Annotated in this window: 13 protein-coding genes; 7 read left to right on the forward strand and 6 right to left on the reverse strand. The window is 61.5% G+C overall.

Annotated elements, in window-relative coordinates; genetic code table 11:
• Positions 1–245 precede the first annotated feature (245 nt).
• Positions 246–704: a MarR family winged helix-turn-helix transcriptional regulator gene (locus ACR9WD_RS15710; protein WP_190264219.1), complete on the reverse strand. Its 459-nt coding sequence runs from the start codon at positions 702–704 to the stop codon at positions 246–248.
• Positions 705–738: 34 nt separating this feature from the next.
• On the opposite strand from ACR9WD_RS15710, the gene ACR9WD_RS15715 reads away from it, so the two are divergent.
• Positions 739–2,223, forward strand: coding sequence for an MFS transporter (locus ACR9WD_RS15715; protein ID WP_223308827.1), 1,485 nt, complete (start codon positions 739–741; stop codon positions 2,221–2,223).
• Between the two features lie 177 nt (positions 2,224–2,400).
• Here ACR9WD_RS15715 and ACR9WD_RS15720 read toward each other — a convergent pair whose 3' ends face one another.
• From ACR9WD_RS15720 to ACR9WD_RS15740, 5 genes are read right to left on the reverse strand one after another with little or no spacing between them, the layout of a single operon-like run.
• Positions 2,401–3,147, reverse strand: coding sequence for an SDR family NAD(P)-dependent oxidoreductase (locus tag ACR9WD_RS15720; RefSeq protein WP_223309005.1), 747 nt, complete (start codon positions 3,145–3,147; stop codon positions 2,401–2,403).
• Positions 3,148–3,149: 2 nt separating this feature from the next.
• Positions 3,150–4,646: an MFS transporter gene (locus tag ACR9WD_RS15725; RefSeq protein ID WP_434922400.1), complete on the reverse strand. Its 1,497-nt coding sequence runs from the start codon at positions 4,644–4,646 to the stop codon at positions 3,150–3,152.
• Positions 4,627–5,829 carry a M20 family metallopeptidase gene (locus ACR9WD_RS15730; protein WP_434922401.1) on the reverse strand — a complete coding sequence of 401 codons (1,203 nt, stop codon included), beginning with the start codon at positions 5,827–5,829 and terminating at the stop codon, positions 4,627–4,629. The genes ACR9WD_RS15725 and ACR9WD_RS15730 overlap by 20 nt, the downstream gene beginning before the upstream one ends.
• A gap of 17 nt (positions 5,830–5,846) precedes the next feature.
• Complete coding sequence (locus ACR9WD_RS15735; protein WP_190264222.1) at positions 5,847–7,082, reverse strand: PLP-dependent aminotransferase family protein; 1,236 nt, start codon at positions 7,080–7,082, stop codon at positions 5,847–5,849.
• On the reverse strand, positions 7,018–8,292 hold the full coding sequence (locus tag ACR9WD_RS15740) for a M24 family metallopeptidase (RefSeq protein ID WP_073707099.1): 1,275 nt from the start codon (positions 8,290–8,292) through the stop codon (positions 7,018–7,020). Before ACR9WD_RS15740 ends, ACR9WD_RS15735 begins: the two co-directional genes overlap by 65 nt.
• A gap of 42 nt (positions 8,293–8,334) precedes the next feature.
• Between ACR9WD_RS15740 and ACR9WD_RS15745 the strand changes: the two genes are divergently transcribed.
• The 6 genes from ACR9WD_RS15745 to ACR9WD_RS15770 all read left to right on the forward strand — a co-directional run bounded on the left by ACR9WD_RS15745 (position 8,335) and on the right by ACR9WD_RS15770 (position 16,331).
• Positions 8,335–9,345 carry a LysR family transcriptional regulator gene (locus ACR9WD_RS15745; protein WP_190264223.1) on the forward strand — a complete coding sequence of 337 codons (1,011 nt, stop codon included), beginning with the start codon at positions 8,335–8,337 and terminating at the stop codon, positions 9,343–9,345.
• A gap of 24 nt (positions 9,346–9,369) precedes the next feature.
• A complete protein-coding gene (locus ACR9WD_RS15750; RefSeq protein ID WP_073707101.1) occupies positions 9,370–10,266 on the forward strand; it encodes a LysR family transcriptional regulator in 897 nt (298 codons plus the stop codon).
• 106 nt (positions 10,267–10,372) lie between these two features.
• Positions 10,373–11,677, forward strand: a complete 1,305-nt coding sequence (locus ACR9WD_RS15755) for an aspartate aminotransferase family protein (RefSeq protein ID WP_073707102.1) — start codon at positions 10,373–10,375, stop codon at positions 11,675–11,677.
• A complete protein-coding gene (locus ACR9WD_RS15760) occupies positions 11,674–13,164 on the forward strand; it encodes an NAD-dependent succinate-semialdehyde dehydrogenase (protein WP_198934359.1) in 1,491 nt (496 codons plus the stop codon). Before ACR9WD_RS15755 ends, ACR9WD_RS15760 begins: the two co-directional genes overlap by 4 nt.
• 62 nt (positions 13,165–13,226) lie before the next feature.
• Entirely contained in the window at positions 13,227–14,339 is a 1,113-nt protein-coding gene (gene ald / locus ACR9WD_RS15765) for an alanine dehydrogenase (RefSeq protein ID WP_038992894.1), read from the forward strand.
• Between the two features lie 501 nt (positions 14,340–14,840).
• Positions 14,841–16,331 (forward strand): SulP family inorganic anion transporter, encoded by a 1,491-nt coding sequence (locus ACR9WD_RS15770; protein ID WP_434922402.1) that lies wholly within the window; start codon positions 14,841–14,843, stop codon positions 16,329–16,331.
• Positions 16,332–16,339 lie beyond the last annotated feature (8 nt).

The raw sequence follows: 16,339 nt of genomic DNA on the forward strand, positions 1-16,339 counted from the left end.
CATAGGGAGAAGCGGCTCGCGGGCCTATGGAGATTTGACCAAGTTTCGTGCCGGTCGGCCCGTGGATCTATGTGCATTTCGCCCAACGGCCTTCTGTGTACCTTGCCTGTGCGGAAGCATCGAATATGCGTAGCTGAGCCAAAGGGACGGCACAGAAACCGCCAGTAGTGTTGTAAACACCTCTTGAAGGTGCGAGTGATGATCGTAGAAGTTCCCGTTGGATATTGCCCAACGGGAACTTCTCTTTAAGCCCTTTTGGCTTCGCTGTACTCTTCGATCGAGCTGTTGAAGCGATTCAGGTACTTGGCGAATTGCTCGATATCCGCGGAGCTCCAATCGCCCAGGATCTGGTCCAGCGAAGCGATGGACAGCGCGCGGGAATCAGACAGCCGTTCGGCGCCCATCGAGGTCAGGCAGATCTTGCGGGCGACATTTCCCTGGGGATCGGCAATGCGTTCCAGATACCCGTCCTTGATGGCCGCGGTCACCTGGCGTTGCAGAGTCGAGTTATCCAGGCGCAGTGCCTGGCTCAGTTCGGTAATGGTCATCGGGCCCTGCCCGTCAATGCGGCTCATCAGCAGGTACACGCTGCGGTCAAGCCCTCCCGAATGGCGCCGATGGGCGATGGTGTAGCGGCTGAGCATGATCTGCTCGTATTCGATCTCTGCGATGCGGTCCTTGATCCCGGCCTGTTCTTCTGGCATTTCTCCATCATACCCTTGATATGTAAGATACATATTGTATGTAAGTTACATATTTGCTTCGGAAGGCTCCCGTGCCCACAACCACCCCGCCGGAAAAACCAGTTCCGGATTCATCGTCGGCATTCTCGCCACCGCTGGCATCGCCTCATCGCTCACGCAGACGATGGTCGCCCCGCTCATCCCGCAGCTGCCGGAAATCTTCAATACCTCGCCGGATAACACCGCGTGGATCATTACCGCCACCCTGCTGGCGGCCGCAGTGGTCAGGCCGATCTCGGGACGGCTGGGCGATATGTTCGGCAAGCGCCGCATCCTGGTCTTGCTGGCTATCCCGCTCATCCTCGGCGGCCTGATCTGCGCGCTCGCGCCGAATACCACGGTGATGATCGTCGGGCGCACCCGGCAGGGCTTCGGCTCCGGCATGGTCCCGCTGGGCATTGCCATGCTGCGCGATCTCGTCGACAAGGAGCGCCTGCCTTCGGCGATCGCCACGGTCTCCGCCACCCTGGGCGTTGGCGGCGCCATCGGCCTGCCGCTGTCGGCGGCCATCATCCAGTTCTCCTCTTGGCGCGTGCTGTTCTGCATCGGCGCGGCGATCACGCTGATCGTGGTCTTGCTGATCCTCAAGTTCATCCCGGTAGCCGGCACCACCCGCAGCACCTGCCGCTTCGACTGGATCGGAGCCATCGGCCTGTCCATCGGCCTGATCTGCCTGATGCTCGGCGTTTCCAAGAGCTCGACCTGGGGCTGGGGATCGATCCCGGTGCTCGCCCTGCTGATTGCCGCCGTCGTGGTCCTCGTCATCTGGGGCTTCTGGGAATTGAAGACCGCCAGCCCGCTGGTGGACCTGCGCACCGCCGCCATTCCCCGGGTGCTGCTGACGAATATCGCGTCGATCTTCGTGGGCTTCGGCATGTACTCCAGCTCGCTGGTGATGCCGCAGATTCTGCAGATGCCAGCTGAAGCTGGCTACGGCCTGGGGCAAAGCATCCTGGCCGCCGGCCTGTGGATGGCGCCGGCAGGACTGATGATGCTGGTCCTCTCCCCCGTGAGCGGCTGGCTGACCAGTGCCAAGGGCCCCAAGTTCACGCTGGTGCTGGGCATCGCCATTATGGCGCTCGGCTACTCGGCCGGTCCGCTGGGCATGACCAGCACCTGGGGCCTGCTGGCGGTCAGCCTGGTCATCAACAGCGGTGTCGCCCTGGCCTATGGCGCCATGCCTGCCATCATCATGGGCGCAGTGCCGCGCAGCGAGACCGGTGCGGCCAATGGCTTCAACACCCTGATGCGTTCCTTGGGCACCACCTCTGGCGCGGCCATCATCGGGCTGGTCCTTGCGGACATGACCATTGATTTCCATGGCGTCGTACTGCCTTCCGAAGCCGGCTTCCACACGACCCTGTGGCTTGGCTCCGGCATTTGCGTGGTGGCAGCGATCATCGCCGCCTGCATTCCCGCCATGGCCAAGCCGAAGCCCGAAAGCGTGGGCACGCCCCAGCCGCTGGCCAGCATCGATTAGCCCAACTCCCAGTATTCAAGGTTTCCGAGGTTTCAGCCCAGCCGGGGCATAGGAAGCACCCCTAGAGTTGAAAGCACTTCATGAAGGTGCGAGTGATGATCGGGCAACTCCCGCTGGGCAACCAGCGGGAGTTGCTTATTTCAGGAACTCCTTCGGAGAACTAAACTGCTGTTACTTCTACTTGGCCAGATAACCGCCATCAACGGGCAGCGACGTGCCGGTGACATAGCTGTTGGCCGGATCAGCGAAATATGCCACGGCACCCGCTACGTCTTCCGGTAGCGCAACCCGCCCCAGCGGGATCGCAGCTGATACCTCGCGCTCGGTAGCCTCGGGGTCGTCTTGGGATGCCAGCCAGTCCTTGAACATCTGCGTTCTGGTCATCCCCGGGGCCACGGCGTTGACCCGGATGTTATGCTCGGCCAATTCCACGGCGGCAGCCTTAGTCAGGGCCAGCATCGCTCCTTTGCTGGCGCTGTACAGGCTCATTGTGGGCACACCTATGCTCGCCAACCGCGAAGTGATGTTGATAATCGACCCGCCACCGAAATCGCGCATCGCGCGTCCTGCGGCTTGAAGGCAAAAAATCGCCGAGAAGGTATTGATCTCAAAGGCCTCGCGGATCTCTTCTTCGGGTGTATCCAGAACCCAATTGGTGTGATCGATGGCTGCATTGTTGACCAGCACATCAAGCCTGCCGGTCTTCTCCACCACACTGTCGACCAAGCTCTGGGATGCCCCGGAAGCAACTAGATCAGCCTGGATGAAGCAACCATTCACACCCAGTTCACTCGCGACATCCTTGCCGCGTTCAGCGTTCCTTCCACTGATCACGACATAAAAACCGTCTTTGACCAGGCGTCGGGCAATCGCAATACCGATTCCCGAGGTTGAGCCCGTCACCAACGCCACTGGCTTGGTCATTTTCACGACGTCATCTCCTTTGATTGCGTTGCTTCCTTGCTTGGTGTCGGCCTGGTCCGGCGTTTGGAAGCGCCTACCAGTTTCTCCCCGCGCTCTAGTCGCAGCCTGTCGTCACTGCCCGGAATCAAGTTGCCACGCAGCGAACGGCCCGCAGTTTCCCGGAAAGTAAGTACTGAGACGAGCCCGATAATGCCTGCTCCCATCAGATACCATCCGGGCACCAGATCATTGCCGGTAGCTCCAATGATTGTCTCGTTGGCTACAGCTGCGGTCCCGCCGAAAACTGCTGTTGACAGGTTGTACCCGATAGCGAATCCGGAATACCTCACTGAGGTGGGGAAGAGAGCCGGAAGAGCAGAGGAAATCGTGGACAGCAGCACGACCAGCAAAAGACCCAAAGTGCCGATACCTGCGAGCTGGCCCCACAGCCCTCCCACTTGCATCAGATAGACAGCAGGAACCGAAAGCAGCACAAAGCCCGCGCTTGCGGTGACCAGTAATGGCTTGCGGCCAATTCGATCGCTCAATGACCCGAGCGGGACAATCAACGCGATCATGACCAGTTGGATGAGCACGAGAGTCAGATTGGATTGGGTCGCATCATGGCCCAGCGTTGCCGTGAGGTAACTGGGCATGTACGTCAGCACCAAATAGAACGCCACATTGACCAGAACGATGAAACCGAAGAGCTTGAGCAGCTGCCACGGATATTCAACCAGCAATGCGCGTAGGGCTTGGGGCGCCGAGCTAACTGTATTCCCCTTGCTTGAATCATCGGTGAAGGTCTCGGATTCTTCCAGATGCCGCCTCATCCACAGCGCGATCCCACCCAGTACCAGAGTCAATGCGAATGGCAGTCGCCACCAGCCAGCCATCATGCCTTCCTCGCCCACCACCAGCGTGAGCATGGTGCACAAGATCGCGGCAGCGCTGAATCCGGCCAGCGTTCCGAATTCCAGGAACGAACCGTACTTGCCACGCTTGTTATCCGGCGCATGTTCGCTCATGAAAACCGCTGCGCCGGCATACTCGCCACCGGCGGAGAATCCCTGGACCATGCGCAGCAGCACGAGCAGCGCGGGCGCCAAATAGCCTACCTGTTCGAAGGTCGGCAACAGTGCGATGCAAGCGGTGGAAACGCTGATCATCACAATGGTGAATATCAAGATTGTCCTTCGCCCAATCCGGTCCCCCAGCGGTCCCAGTACCATGCCGCCTAGCGGACGGACGATAAAGGAGATGGCGAACGTTGAAAAGGCCAGGATTCGCGGCATGGCGCCTGCGTCTTCACCGAACGTGAAAAACAACTGTGAGATATAGACGATCAGGTATCCATAGATTCCGTAATCGAACCATTCGATCGCATTGCCGATGGCCGAGCCAGCCACGGATTTGCGTGCTTGCTTCTTTTCCTCTGGTGTGAAATCCGCTTCGTTTCGGATCTTGGGCAGCTGTGCTTGGGTAGTCATGGTCTTGTCCTTAGCCTTGAGAAGCTTCAAAGGTGCGCAATGCAATAAGCGCGTAAGCGCCTGCCGCGGTGCACAAGTCTCGGATGGAAACACTTTCGTTCGGCTGGTGGGCCTGGGAATTAATGTCGCCTGGTCCCAGGACAACCGTTGGCACCAGGTGGTGCTGGGCAATGAATCCCGCCTCGCACGATGCCGTCCAGATTCCATAGGCTCCGGCAGACCCTAGGTCCCGTAGTGACTGGCAGGCTTGGAGCACCAGCGGCGCCTCGGGCTCAGCCAGGAAACCTGGCATGAACATCTGCACCGTTCCTTCCAGCCCGATCTGCTGGCCATCCAGTTCCACCGAGCGGTCAAGCTCCAGACGGGCCGCCGCGAGCAACTCATCAAGCACCTGTTGCGGGTTCTCTCCGGGCAAGAGCCGACGGTCGATGCCCAGCAATGCCGCGTCCGGAACGATGGAAGTGCCGTGACCGGCGTGCAGCGTGCCTACATTCCAAGTTGCCGGGCCGAGTATCGGATGTCCGTTCTTGGCTAGGCGCATCTTGTCTCTGCCGATGAGCGCTACCAGCTTCGCAGCGGCTTCGATGGCACTAGCGCCATCTGCCGGACGGCCAGCGTGAGCGCTGGATCCGCTGATGCGCACCTCCATATTCGCTGCCGCACGGCAGCCAATAATGGCCACTAGATCGGTAGGCTCGGCGACGATGCAGGCGGCATAGGGTGTGGAGGGTTCCGTATTGACGTAGTGGGATATTCCCAGCGCGTCGGCTTCCTCGTCCACAGTGCAGATCAATGTCAACGGGATCTGTGGTGCTTGCAGGTGGACCGCTGCCATGGCTTCGATGATCGCAGCCAGGCCGCCTTTCATGTCCGTCGCCCCGCGACCGATCAGCCTGTCGCCTTCCCTCCGGGCAGTAAACGCGTCTGCGTGCCAGCCGCTTCCGGCAGGTACAACATCACTGTGCCCGAGGAACAGGATCCCACCCCCGCTGTTGCCGCCACCGAGGTGGGCCACGAGATTCGGACGCCCCTCGGCCACCTGCTGCAAATGAACGGATGCCCCCAGCTCTTCGAGCATCCCGCGCAGTAGTTGGACAGTGCGTTCTTCGCTGCCACCGGGATTCTCGCTGGGAGCTTCGATCAGCTGTGCGCATCGGCCTACCAGCCGTTCCTGATCGATTTGGGCCAGTACCACGCGTTCCAGTTCGCTCATCGATTGCGTCGCCAAGCTCATGCTCCGACCCCGCGCTGGAGCATGTCTTCAATTGCTGCGTGCAGACGCTGCACTCCCTCCGTTATCCGTTCAGGTGTGGAAGTTGCGAAGCACAAGCGCAATGCGTCGGTGAAGGCTCCAGAATCTGCAAAGGCAGGGCCCGGTATATAAGCCACGCCATGTGCCAGGGCTATCGGGAACAGCTCCTGGGTGTTGATCTGCGAGTACCGGCCTTTCAAGGTCAGCCAGAGGAAAAATCCGCCTTCGGGGTCAGTGGCCTCGACATCGTCGCCGAAAGTTTCGGCCAAGGCCCGGCGCATGGCCTGCTTGCGCTCCAAGTAAACGCTGCGCAAGGTCCCCACATGGGTTTCCAAGCGACCTTGAGCCAAGAAGTCCGCCACCAGCTGCTGCATTGGGGCGTTGGTGCAGGTATCCATGGATTGTTTCGCACTGATCGCCAAATCGCGCAAGGCAGGATCCAGTTCCATCCATCCCACGCGCAGCCCCGGTGCCAGCACCTTGGAGAAGGTTCTCACCGAGACGATTCGGGGGTTGCCCGGGCTCAATTCGCTGAAGCCCGGGACTTTCTGGCCGGCGAAGCGCAACGCACCATAAGGATCGTCGTCAATAATGAATGCTTCCCACTGCTCAGCGAGCTCAATCAGCTTCCGGCGACGTGCTTCGCTGAGCGTGCGTCCCGATGGGTTCTGGAAGTTCGGAATCACGTAGATCACTTTGGGGATCTTGCCGCTGGCCGCCACCAGTTCCGGCAACGCCTCTACAATCAGTCCGTCGTCATCCACCGGCGCTTCCAGAATCTGCCCCTGGTAGCTCAAGGCTGTGGCAATGCCGTTAGTGTAGGTAGGAGATTCGACGATGACCAGGTCGCCTGGGTCCACCATCAGCTTGAAGGCGATGTCCAGTCCCTGCATGCCGCCAGTGGTCACCAGGATCCGTTCCGGGTCCACAGCCTGTCCCTGCCCAGCGGCGAAGGCAACGATCTGCTTGATAAGCGCCGGGTTCCCTTCGGTCGCGGCATAGTCGTAGCGGCCAGTGGCAGGCTGCCGGTAGAGCTCGGCGAGCTCGGCTTCGGGAATCAATTCGGCGTTGGGCGCACCCATGGCGAATCGCACGATGTCGTGTGTCTGGCTGGCCAGCAGCGAGGTCGAGGAATCGATCACCGAGCCCTTAAGCTGGCTGGCTCGGGCGGCAAGACGCGTTGAAATCGGTGCCAGGAAGGATTGTGTAGTCATTTGAAGAGCTCCTTGGGTTGATGATGGTCAGTTCGCGTGGCAGGTCGGCCAGGAATTCGATTCCGTTGGCCGCGACCCTGATGGGTTCCGAGACCTCGAAGCCGAAACCGTCGAGCCACATGCCGGCGATCAGGTGGAAGGTCATGTTCTCTTGCAACAGGCTGTGCTCGCCGGCCCGGAAGCTGATCGTGCGCTCGCCCCAGTCCGGCGGGAAGCCGACGCCGATCGAGTAGCCCAGTCGGGATTCCTTCTCGAAGCCGTGGGCGTTGATCACTTGGGTGAAGGCGCGCGTGACCGCGTCCGGTGTCGCCCCGGGGCGGACCTGGTCGAACGCCGCCTCGATGCCTTCGACAGTTGCTGCGGCCACGCGCTGCAGTGCGCTGCTCGGCTTGCCCAGCACAGCGGTGCGGGCCAGCGGCGCGTGGTACCGCCGGTGCACTCCGGCCAGCTCGATGGAGATCGGGGCGTTCGAGGGCATCGGATCGGCGTTCCAGGTCAGGTGCGGAGTATCAGCTCCGGGCCCGGTGGGCAGCATTGGCACAATCGAGGGGTAGTCCCCAGCGTGGCCTTCCACTCCCCGCGCCTGCGCCGCCATGATCTCGGCGGCCACGTGGTTCTGCGGCCGGCCCGGCTCCAAGGCACCCAGCGCGACGCGCATGCTGTGAGAGGCGACGCGACCAGCGATCCGCATCAGTTCGACCTCATAGTCTGACTTGATGAGCCGCACCCAGTTGACCAGTTCGCGGGACTCGCGCAGTTCCCATTCGCCAAGGGTTGCAGCCAGGGCCTGGTACATGCGCACGGAGAAGAAGTGGGAATCTCCTTCGTAGCCCACCGCGAGCTTACGCCCGTATCCCAGGTCGCGCAGGTGCCTGGCGACCCAATCGCCAGGGTGGATGTCGGGCCTATGGACGATTTCCTCGGGGTAGCCGAAGATCTGCTCGGGGGCGACCCCGCTCGCCGTGCGGTGCGCTCCGTGGGCATCCATGTGGCGCATGTACAGCATCGGCGGTCCATCCAGCGGAAGAACCATCATCTGGGCGGTGTAGAAGGACCAGGCGTTGTACCCACTCAAGTAGTAGAGATTCGCAGGATCCGTGATCAGAAGCAGCTCTAGTCCCTGCTCTGCCATGCGTTCCTTGACGCGTTGTTGCCGGGTTGCGAACTCGGCGATTTCCAGGCTGTCAATGCCTGTTGGGGGCTGCATCATTTCTGTTTTCTTGCTCCTTGCGGAATGAGTGGAATTTTTCTTGTGATCTACACCATAAGACTGCGTTTGAATCAGATAAAGTGGGTGCATCTTGTTCGTATCGTTAAGCAGAACTTACGGGATGTACCGCAGGTGCATCTGCGGCGGAAGAAGGAAATGCTAGATTTCAAAAGGCTCACGCTGCTGCGCGAACTGCATTTGCGCGGAAGCATCGCGGGTACCGCTCGGATGCTAGGCATCAGCCCGTCCGCGGTATCGCAGCAATTGGCCAAGCTCGAAGCGGAAGCAGGGTTGCCGTTACTCGAACAGGTCGGTCGCAGCATCCGGCTAACCCCGGCCGCGCAACACCTGATTGCCAGCGTGGATGAGGCGATCTCGGTACTCGAAGCGGCCAGCGCCGAGCTGGAAACACGACGCAGCCGGATCCAGGGAGTTATCCGCTTCGCGGCATTCAGCACTTTCGCACGTACCTATCTGCCAGATGCCTTGCGGAACATGGCGCTGGTCCATCCCGACGTGGTGGTTGAGTTCACGCAGCTCGAACCCAGCGAGGCATTAGACGCCGTGTCCGGACGACGCGCAGATATTGCCATTGTCGATGAATTCACCCATGTGCCACGCAGAGCGGACTCTGGATTAGTTCGCACATTGATTACTACCGACCAGTTGGATATTTTTCTGCCGCGTCCGGTCGCGAGCATCGCGGAGCTAGCCGATTTTGATTGGGCCTTTGAACCACATGGCACCGATGCCCACATGTTCAGCCGCAATTACTGCCGTGCGCTGGGGTTCGAGCCGAGAGTGCTCTTCGACTCCCCCGATCCCAGATTGCATTACGAGTTGGTGGCGGCTGGTGTTGCTGCCGCTTTCCTGCCCCGCATGGTGTTCAACCGACTGGGCCCAACCGCGGAAAACGTCACCCGCTTCGCGCCGTCACAGAGCCCCGCACCGCCTCCCATGTTCCGGGAAATCTATGCCGTGGGACGCCGCGGCAGCGACCTGCGCCCTGCGGTCAAGAGCTTCTTGCAAGTCTTGCAGGCCGTTGCCGCCTGAATTGAACCACTCGGAGGAAAATGCATGCTTGATCTGAATCGTCTTCGGCTGCTGCGCGAGGTCAGCTTGCGCGGGAGCATGAGCGCCGCGGCTCGCAGCCTGTCATACAGCCACTCGGCAATTTCCCAGCAGCTGGGCCAGCTCGAACGTGAGACTGGGGTCAAGCTGCTGGAACGCGCAGGGCGCAACGTGCAGCTGACCAAGGCAGGTTTGGAATTGGTGGGCAATACGGAAGCGGTCCTTGCCGCGATGGAAAAGGCCGAAGCCGATTTGGCCAGCTCCCACCAACGGGCACAAGGCGCGGTCACGGTGGCAGCTTTCGCCAGTATCAGCCGGGCAGCCATTCCAGCCGCACTGGCTTCCATCGCCGAGACGCACCCCGGCCTTGAAGTGCGCATCCAGCGCTATGAGCCGGAGGATGCGATTATCCGCCTGGCATCGCGCCAGGTCGACGCGATCGTCACCGACTCCTTCCCAGGCACTTCCTCGGGCAGCGCCAACGGCCTGCACACCACCATCATCGGCCAGGATCCTATCCGCGGTTACCTTCCAACCGGACTTCAGATTCCCGACGCCGAGGCCGCAGCCACCCTGCCATGGGTCATGGAACCGGCAGAGTCCGCTGCTGCACAATGGGCACTTCGAGTTTGCCGGGAACGCGGATTCGAACCCCGTGTCCAGCATGTTTCCTCGGACGTGCTCTTCCACTTGCGTCTGGTTGAGCGTGGCCTGGCAGCAGCTTTCCTTCCGGACATGCTCATCCAGGAGACAAGCAGCCAGCTGCAGCCCAGCAACTGGCTTCCGGCCGACCAGAGCCGCACCATCCTGTTCATCACCCGCAAGGGATCGGAGCACAATCTGGCGCTGAATGCCGTGCAACGGGCGCTGGAAGCAGAACTTCACATGCCCCACAACATGTAAGTAAAACTGACAGGAATCTGTCGAAATCTTTCGCTTTTCATAACCGGTTTCGATTTCTAGATTGGTATCAACCCAATCATCCACGACCGGAATGGAACGAATCCGAATGACACTGAATAATCTGACGCTGCCGGACTCGACGGCCAGCGCGAGCATCCTGGAAGCGCCATCGCTCTGGCCAGCACAAGCCCATCTGCCCACGGTTAGCGGGCGCCAGTTGGTTGTCGAACGCGGCGAAGGGTCGTGGCTCTACACCCAGGATGGACGCAAGCTCTTCGACGGTACTGCCGGCCTGTGGCATGCGAACGTAGGCCATGGAAATGCCGAGCTGGCCCAAGCGGCCTACGAACAGATGCTGCAGTTGGAGACCTATCACATCTTCGCTCGCTATTCGAATGACAAGGCGCTGGCCCTGGGCGAGAAGCTGGCAGAACTCAGCCCCATCGACCGCGCCAAGATCATCCTGAACTCGGGCGGTTCGGATGCCATCGATGTGGCATGCAAGCTCGCCCGCCGCCACTGGCAGCGCGAGGGACGGAATTCGAAGAAGATTATCCTCTCGCGCGAACACGCCTACCACGGCCTGCACGCCTACGGCACCTCGATCGCCGGGTTGGAATTCAACCGCGAGGGCTACGGCACCGACTCCCTGGTTCCGGAAACCGCCCGCGTCTCTTTCAACGACCCAGCCCAGGTCGAAGCGCAGGTCAACCGCCTCGGAGCAGAGAATATTGCCGCGCTGGTCACTGAGGCCGTGCAGGGAACCGGTGGAGTCAATCCCCCAGCCCCCGGGTATCTCGAAGCCATCGCGCGAATCTGCCGGGACAACGATATCCTGCTGATCCTCGATGAGGTCATCACCGGTTTCGGGCGCATGGGCACGATGTTCGCCGCCGAATACTACGGCCTCGAACCGGACATGATCACCTTCGCCAAGGGCGTGACCAGCGGCTACGCCCCGCTGGGCGGAGTAATGGTCGCTCCGCGCCTGTGGGAGCCGTTCTACGTCGACTCGCCCGACACCCCGGTCTTCCGCCACGGCGCCACCTATGCCGGGCATGCAACGGCGAGCTCGGTCGCCCTGAAGCACCTGGAGATCCTGGAACGCGAGCAGCTGGTTCCACGCGTGGCCCAGCTCGAATCGGTGCTCCGCCGCGAACTGGACGCGTTGGCTGCGCGCACGGAGGCCATCACCGAGGTGCGCAGCGCCGGCTTGCTGGGAGGCGTTACGCTTCACGAATCGCTGACCGCCGAGCGGGTGTGCGACGACCTGGTGGAGCTGGGCTTCATCGGACGCCCGCTGCGCGGGAACACCATCCAGATCAGCCCGCCATTCATCGTCACCGACGAGGAGCTGTCCATGTTCATCAGCGCCATCGGCGAAGCCATCAATGCAAGGAGCGGCAAGTGAACACTGCAACGCAGCAAGACGCGCAGCTGGCCGCCGCTGATCCCCGCTACATGGCGAATGCCGATGCAGCCATCGCCACGCTGGATTCTCCAGCGCAGGGCATCGCGGTCCACGATCCGGCCACCGGTGAACTGATCGCCCGCGTCCCGGATTCTTCACCCGCAGATGCTCTGGCAGCGGTCGGCCGGGCCGATGCGGCCGGTGCCGACTGGGCCCGCCAAAGCCCCCGGCACCGCGCCCAGGCATTGCACAACTGGTATGAACTGCTCATCGAGCACGGAGAGCAGATCGCCATGCTGATCTCCCGGGAGATGGGCAAAACGCTGGCTGAAGCGCGGGGCGAGGTAAAGTACGGAACCGACTTCGTGCGCTGGTACGCAGAGGAGGCGGTCCGCCCGGCAGGCCAATTCCAACCAGCCCCCGATGGAGGCGCGGATATCCTCACCCGACGCGCCCCAGTAGGGCTAGCAGTGCTGATCACCCCGTGGAACTTCCCACTGGCCATGGCTACGCGCAAGATCGCGCCGGCCCTGGCCGCGGGGTGCCCGGTGGTCATCAAGCCAGCCACAGCCACCCCGCTGACCACATACTTTGCCGTTCAACTGGCCATCCGAGCAGGGGTGCCCGAGCAGCTGATCCAGGTGGTTTCCACCTCGGATGCCACGGGTTTCAGCAGAGAGGTGCTTTCCGATCAGCGCGTGCGCAAAGTTTCGTTCACCGGCTCCACCCCGGTAGGCCGAAGGTTGCTTGAGCTTGCTTCGAAGAATGTGCTGCGCAGCTCCATGGAGCTGGGCGGCAACGCCCCGCTGCTGGTCTTCGACGACGCAGATTTCGAACGCGCCATCGAGGGAACTATCGCAGCCAAGCTGCGCAACGGCGGCCAATCCTGCATTGGCGCCAACCGCATCTACGTCCAGTCCGGCATTGCTGACGAGTTCGCTGCCGAGCTCGCCCGCCGATTTGCCCAAGTAAAGGTCGGTGCCGGGCTCAGCGATGCATCCGGAATCGGTTCGTTGATCGATGGCCGAGCCGTTTCGCAGATGCAGGACTTCACCAACGATGCCCTGGAGCGGGGCGCCCAGCTGCTCACGGGCGGCCACGGCTACGACAGCATCGGCCACTTCTATGCTCCCACGGTGCTGGACCATGTCGGGCCATCCGCACGCGTCGCCGGGGAAGAGATCTTCGGCCCGATTGCTGCGATCCGGCGCTTCGATACCGAGCAACAGGTCTTGGGCTGGGCCAACGACACGGAGTTCGGGCTCGCTGGCTATGTCTTCACCCAGGACCTGGACCGCGCGATGAATGTCGCCGACCAACTGCAAACCGGCATCGTTGGCATCAATCAAGGCGTGCCCTCCAACGCGGCCGCGCCATTTGGCGGAGTCAAGCAGTCCGGCCTGGGCCGTGAAGGAGCCAGCGAAGGCCTAGAGGAATACCAGTCCGTGCGCTTCTACAATATTGCCCGCCGAACCACCGCCGGCTAACCGGGCTTTGGAGCCCACACCACTACAACTACATCTACAGTTACAAAGAAGAGAGTCCAATAATGCACATCTCAGTTGTCAAGGAAATCAAGCCTGCCGAGCAACGCGTTGCCATCACACCTGCCGGTGTTGCAGCGCTAACCGCCAAGGGACATGCAGTTCACGTCGAATTTGGCGCAGGCGACAACGCCGGCTTCAGCGATGATCAGTACGCCGCGGCCGGGGCCCTGCTTGCCACCCAAGCCGATACTTGGGCCAGCGCGGAACTCTTGGTCAAGGTCAAGGAACCAATTGCCAGCGAATACCACTTCCTGCGCGAGGACCTGACTCTGTTCACCTACCTGCATTTGGCGGCAGACCGCCCATTGACCGAAGCGTTGCTGGATGCCGGCACACTATCCATCGCCTACGAAACCGTTCAGGACCACACTGGCTTGCCGCTGTTGACGCCGATGAGCGAAATCGCAGGCCGCTTGGCGGCGCATGCGGCAGCCACCTATCTGACCGGTCCCGAAGGAGGACCGGGCAAGCTTCTTGGCGGTTCGCCAGGCGTAGCTCCGAGCCGTGTCTTGGTCATCGGCGGAGGTGTGGTCGGAACCCAAGCCGCACAACTGGCCTTGGGCATGCAGGCAGAAGTCACCATCCTGGAAATGTCACCGTTGCGTATCCGCCAGCTTGGCGACCTGCTCGGCAACCGGGCACGGGTACTGATGAATGACCCGCTGACCCTGGAAAACGAGTTGGCTCAGGCCGACGTCGTCATCGGCGCCGTGCTGGTTCCGGGTCGTGCTGCGCCCAAGGTAGTCACCCGCGAACAGCTGGGCTTGCTCAAGCCCGGGTCGCTGCTGGTGGATGTGGCCATCGACCAAGGCGGAGCCTTCGAAACTTCGCACGCAACCACCTACCAAGATCCGATCTTCGAAGTGGACGGCATCCGGCACTACTGCGTAGCCAACATGCCGGGCGGCGTGCCGCAGACTTCCACCAAGGCGCTGACCAACGCCACCCTGCCGTACCTGCTGCAGCTGGCGAACCAGGGCGTCGAGCAGGCCTTGGCATCGAATCCGGCCTTGGCCAAGGGAGTCAATACCCGTGGCGGGCGCATTGCCTACTCCGGCGTCGCTTCAGCCTTCACGGACCTGCCGAACACCGAATCCCATTCGTCGCTGGTCTAAAGCGCTGGTGCAATGGAATCAGGATGCATGGCCTACGCGCAGTGCATGCTTATTGCATCCACAGAATGCCGTTCTACAGTTTTAAGTACCTCATGAAGGTGCGAGTGATGACGCGGAAACTGGCACTGTCGGTCTTGCGACAGTGCCAGTTTCTGTATCCAAAATCATTTCCCTGTTTCCAGCAATTCTCGAAACCCCGAACTGCACGCGGGCCGCTGAAATTATTTCCGGCAACCGGCGGCACAGTCTTCTCCAAATCTGCAGTGGACGCTCAGCACCGGCATAGCTTCGCCTCCTATATTGGTAAGTACCTCATGAAGGTGCGAGTGATGATCGAGAATTCCCGGCCGAAGTCTTCGGCCGGGAATTCGAATTTAAGCGTCCTGCTCGCCTCGTGTAGCGCAAATCTCCGGCATCTGCGGGCGCAGGCAACCTCCGCTGCGATAACGTAGACAAGATCCCACTTTGCTTCCCTGGGACACCTGACGAAACGGAGCCCCGGTGAGTACCGCGACCGCTGAATTGACGCCCCTGCAACGGCAGTCGGTGCTGCGCACCCTCAAGTCCCCGCGGCTGCTGAAAACCGAACTGCTCGCCGGCCTGGTCGTTTCCCTGGCACTGATCCCCGAAGTCATCGCGTTCACCGTGATCGCCGGGGTGGACCCGCGCGTAGGCATCTTCGCCTCCTTCACCATGTCGGTGGTCATCGCGATCACCGGCGGGCGCCCGGCGATGATTTCCGCCGCCGCCGGCGCGGTGGCACTGGTGGTCGCCCCGCTGGTGCGCACCCACGGAGTGGAATACCTCTTCGCGGCGGTGGTGCTGGCCGGCATCATCCAGGTCACGCTGGCTGTGCTGGGCGTGGCCAAGCTGCTGCGCTTCATTCCGCGCCAGGTGATGATCGGTTTCGTCAATGGCCTGGCCATCTCGATTTTCTGGGCGCAGATGCCCGAGCTGCGCAATGTCCCGTGGATGGTCTACCCGCTGGTGATCCTCGGCGTCGCCATCGTCTGCTACTTCCCGAAGATCACCAAGGCGGTCCCGGCGCCGCTGATCGCCATCGTGGTGCTCACCGCGATCACCATCTTCGCGAAGGTCACCGTTCCGACCGTGGGTGACAAGGGGGAACTGCCCGACTCGCTGCCGGTCTTCCACCTGCCCGGCGTGCCGCTGAACCTGGAGACGCTGCAGATCATCGCGCCCTATGCGATCGCGGTGGCTTTCGTCGGCCTGCTCGAATCCCTGCTGACCGCCAAGCTGGTCGATGACATCACCGACACCCCGTCGAGCAAGACCCGCGAGTCCTGGGCGCAGGGCACCGCGAACATCGTCACCGGGTTCTTCGGCGGGATCTGCGGCTGCGCGATGATCGGCCAGACCATGGTGGGAGTGAAGGTCTCCGGCGGGCGCACCCGCATCTCCACCGCCTTCGCCGGCATCTTCATGCTGCTGCTGGCGGTGCTGCTCGGCGACATCGTCGCCCGGATTCCGATGGCCGCGCTGGTCGCGGTGATGATCGTGGTTTCGGCCACCACCTTCGACTGGCATTCAATCCGCCCGAGCACGCTGAAGATGATGCCCAAGAGCGAAACCTTCGTCATGGCCATCACCGTGGCGCTCACCGTGATCACCAGCAACCTCGCCATCGGCGTGGGCGCGGGCATCCTTGCGGCCATGGTGCTCTTCGCCAATCGCGTGGCGCATATGGTCACCGTGGACCGCAGCACTACCGAAGATTCGGCCGTGTACAAGGTCAACGGCGAGCTGTTCTTCGCTTCCTCCAACGACCTGTACATGCAGTTCGACTACGCGCAGGACCCCGAGAAGGTCATCATCGACATGTCAGATTCGCACCTCTGGGATGCCTCGACCGTCGCCGCATTGGACTCGATCCGCACCAAATACGAGCACTACGGGAAGAGTGTGGAAATCCAGGGCCTGAACGAGGCCAGCCAGAAAATGCAGGACCGGTTAGGCGGCAAGCTCGGCTAGGGCCTGGA

The sequence above is a fragment of the Glutamicibacter sp. PAEs-4 genome (assembly GCF_051161755.1).
Lineage (GTDB): Bacteria > Actinomycetota > Actinomycetes > Actinomycetales > Micrococcaceae > Glutamicibacter > Glutamicibacter nicotianae.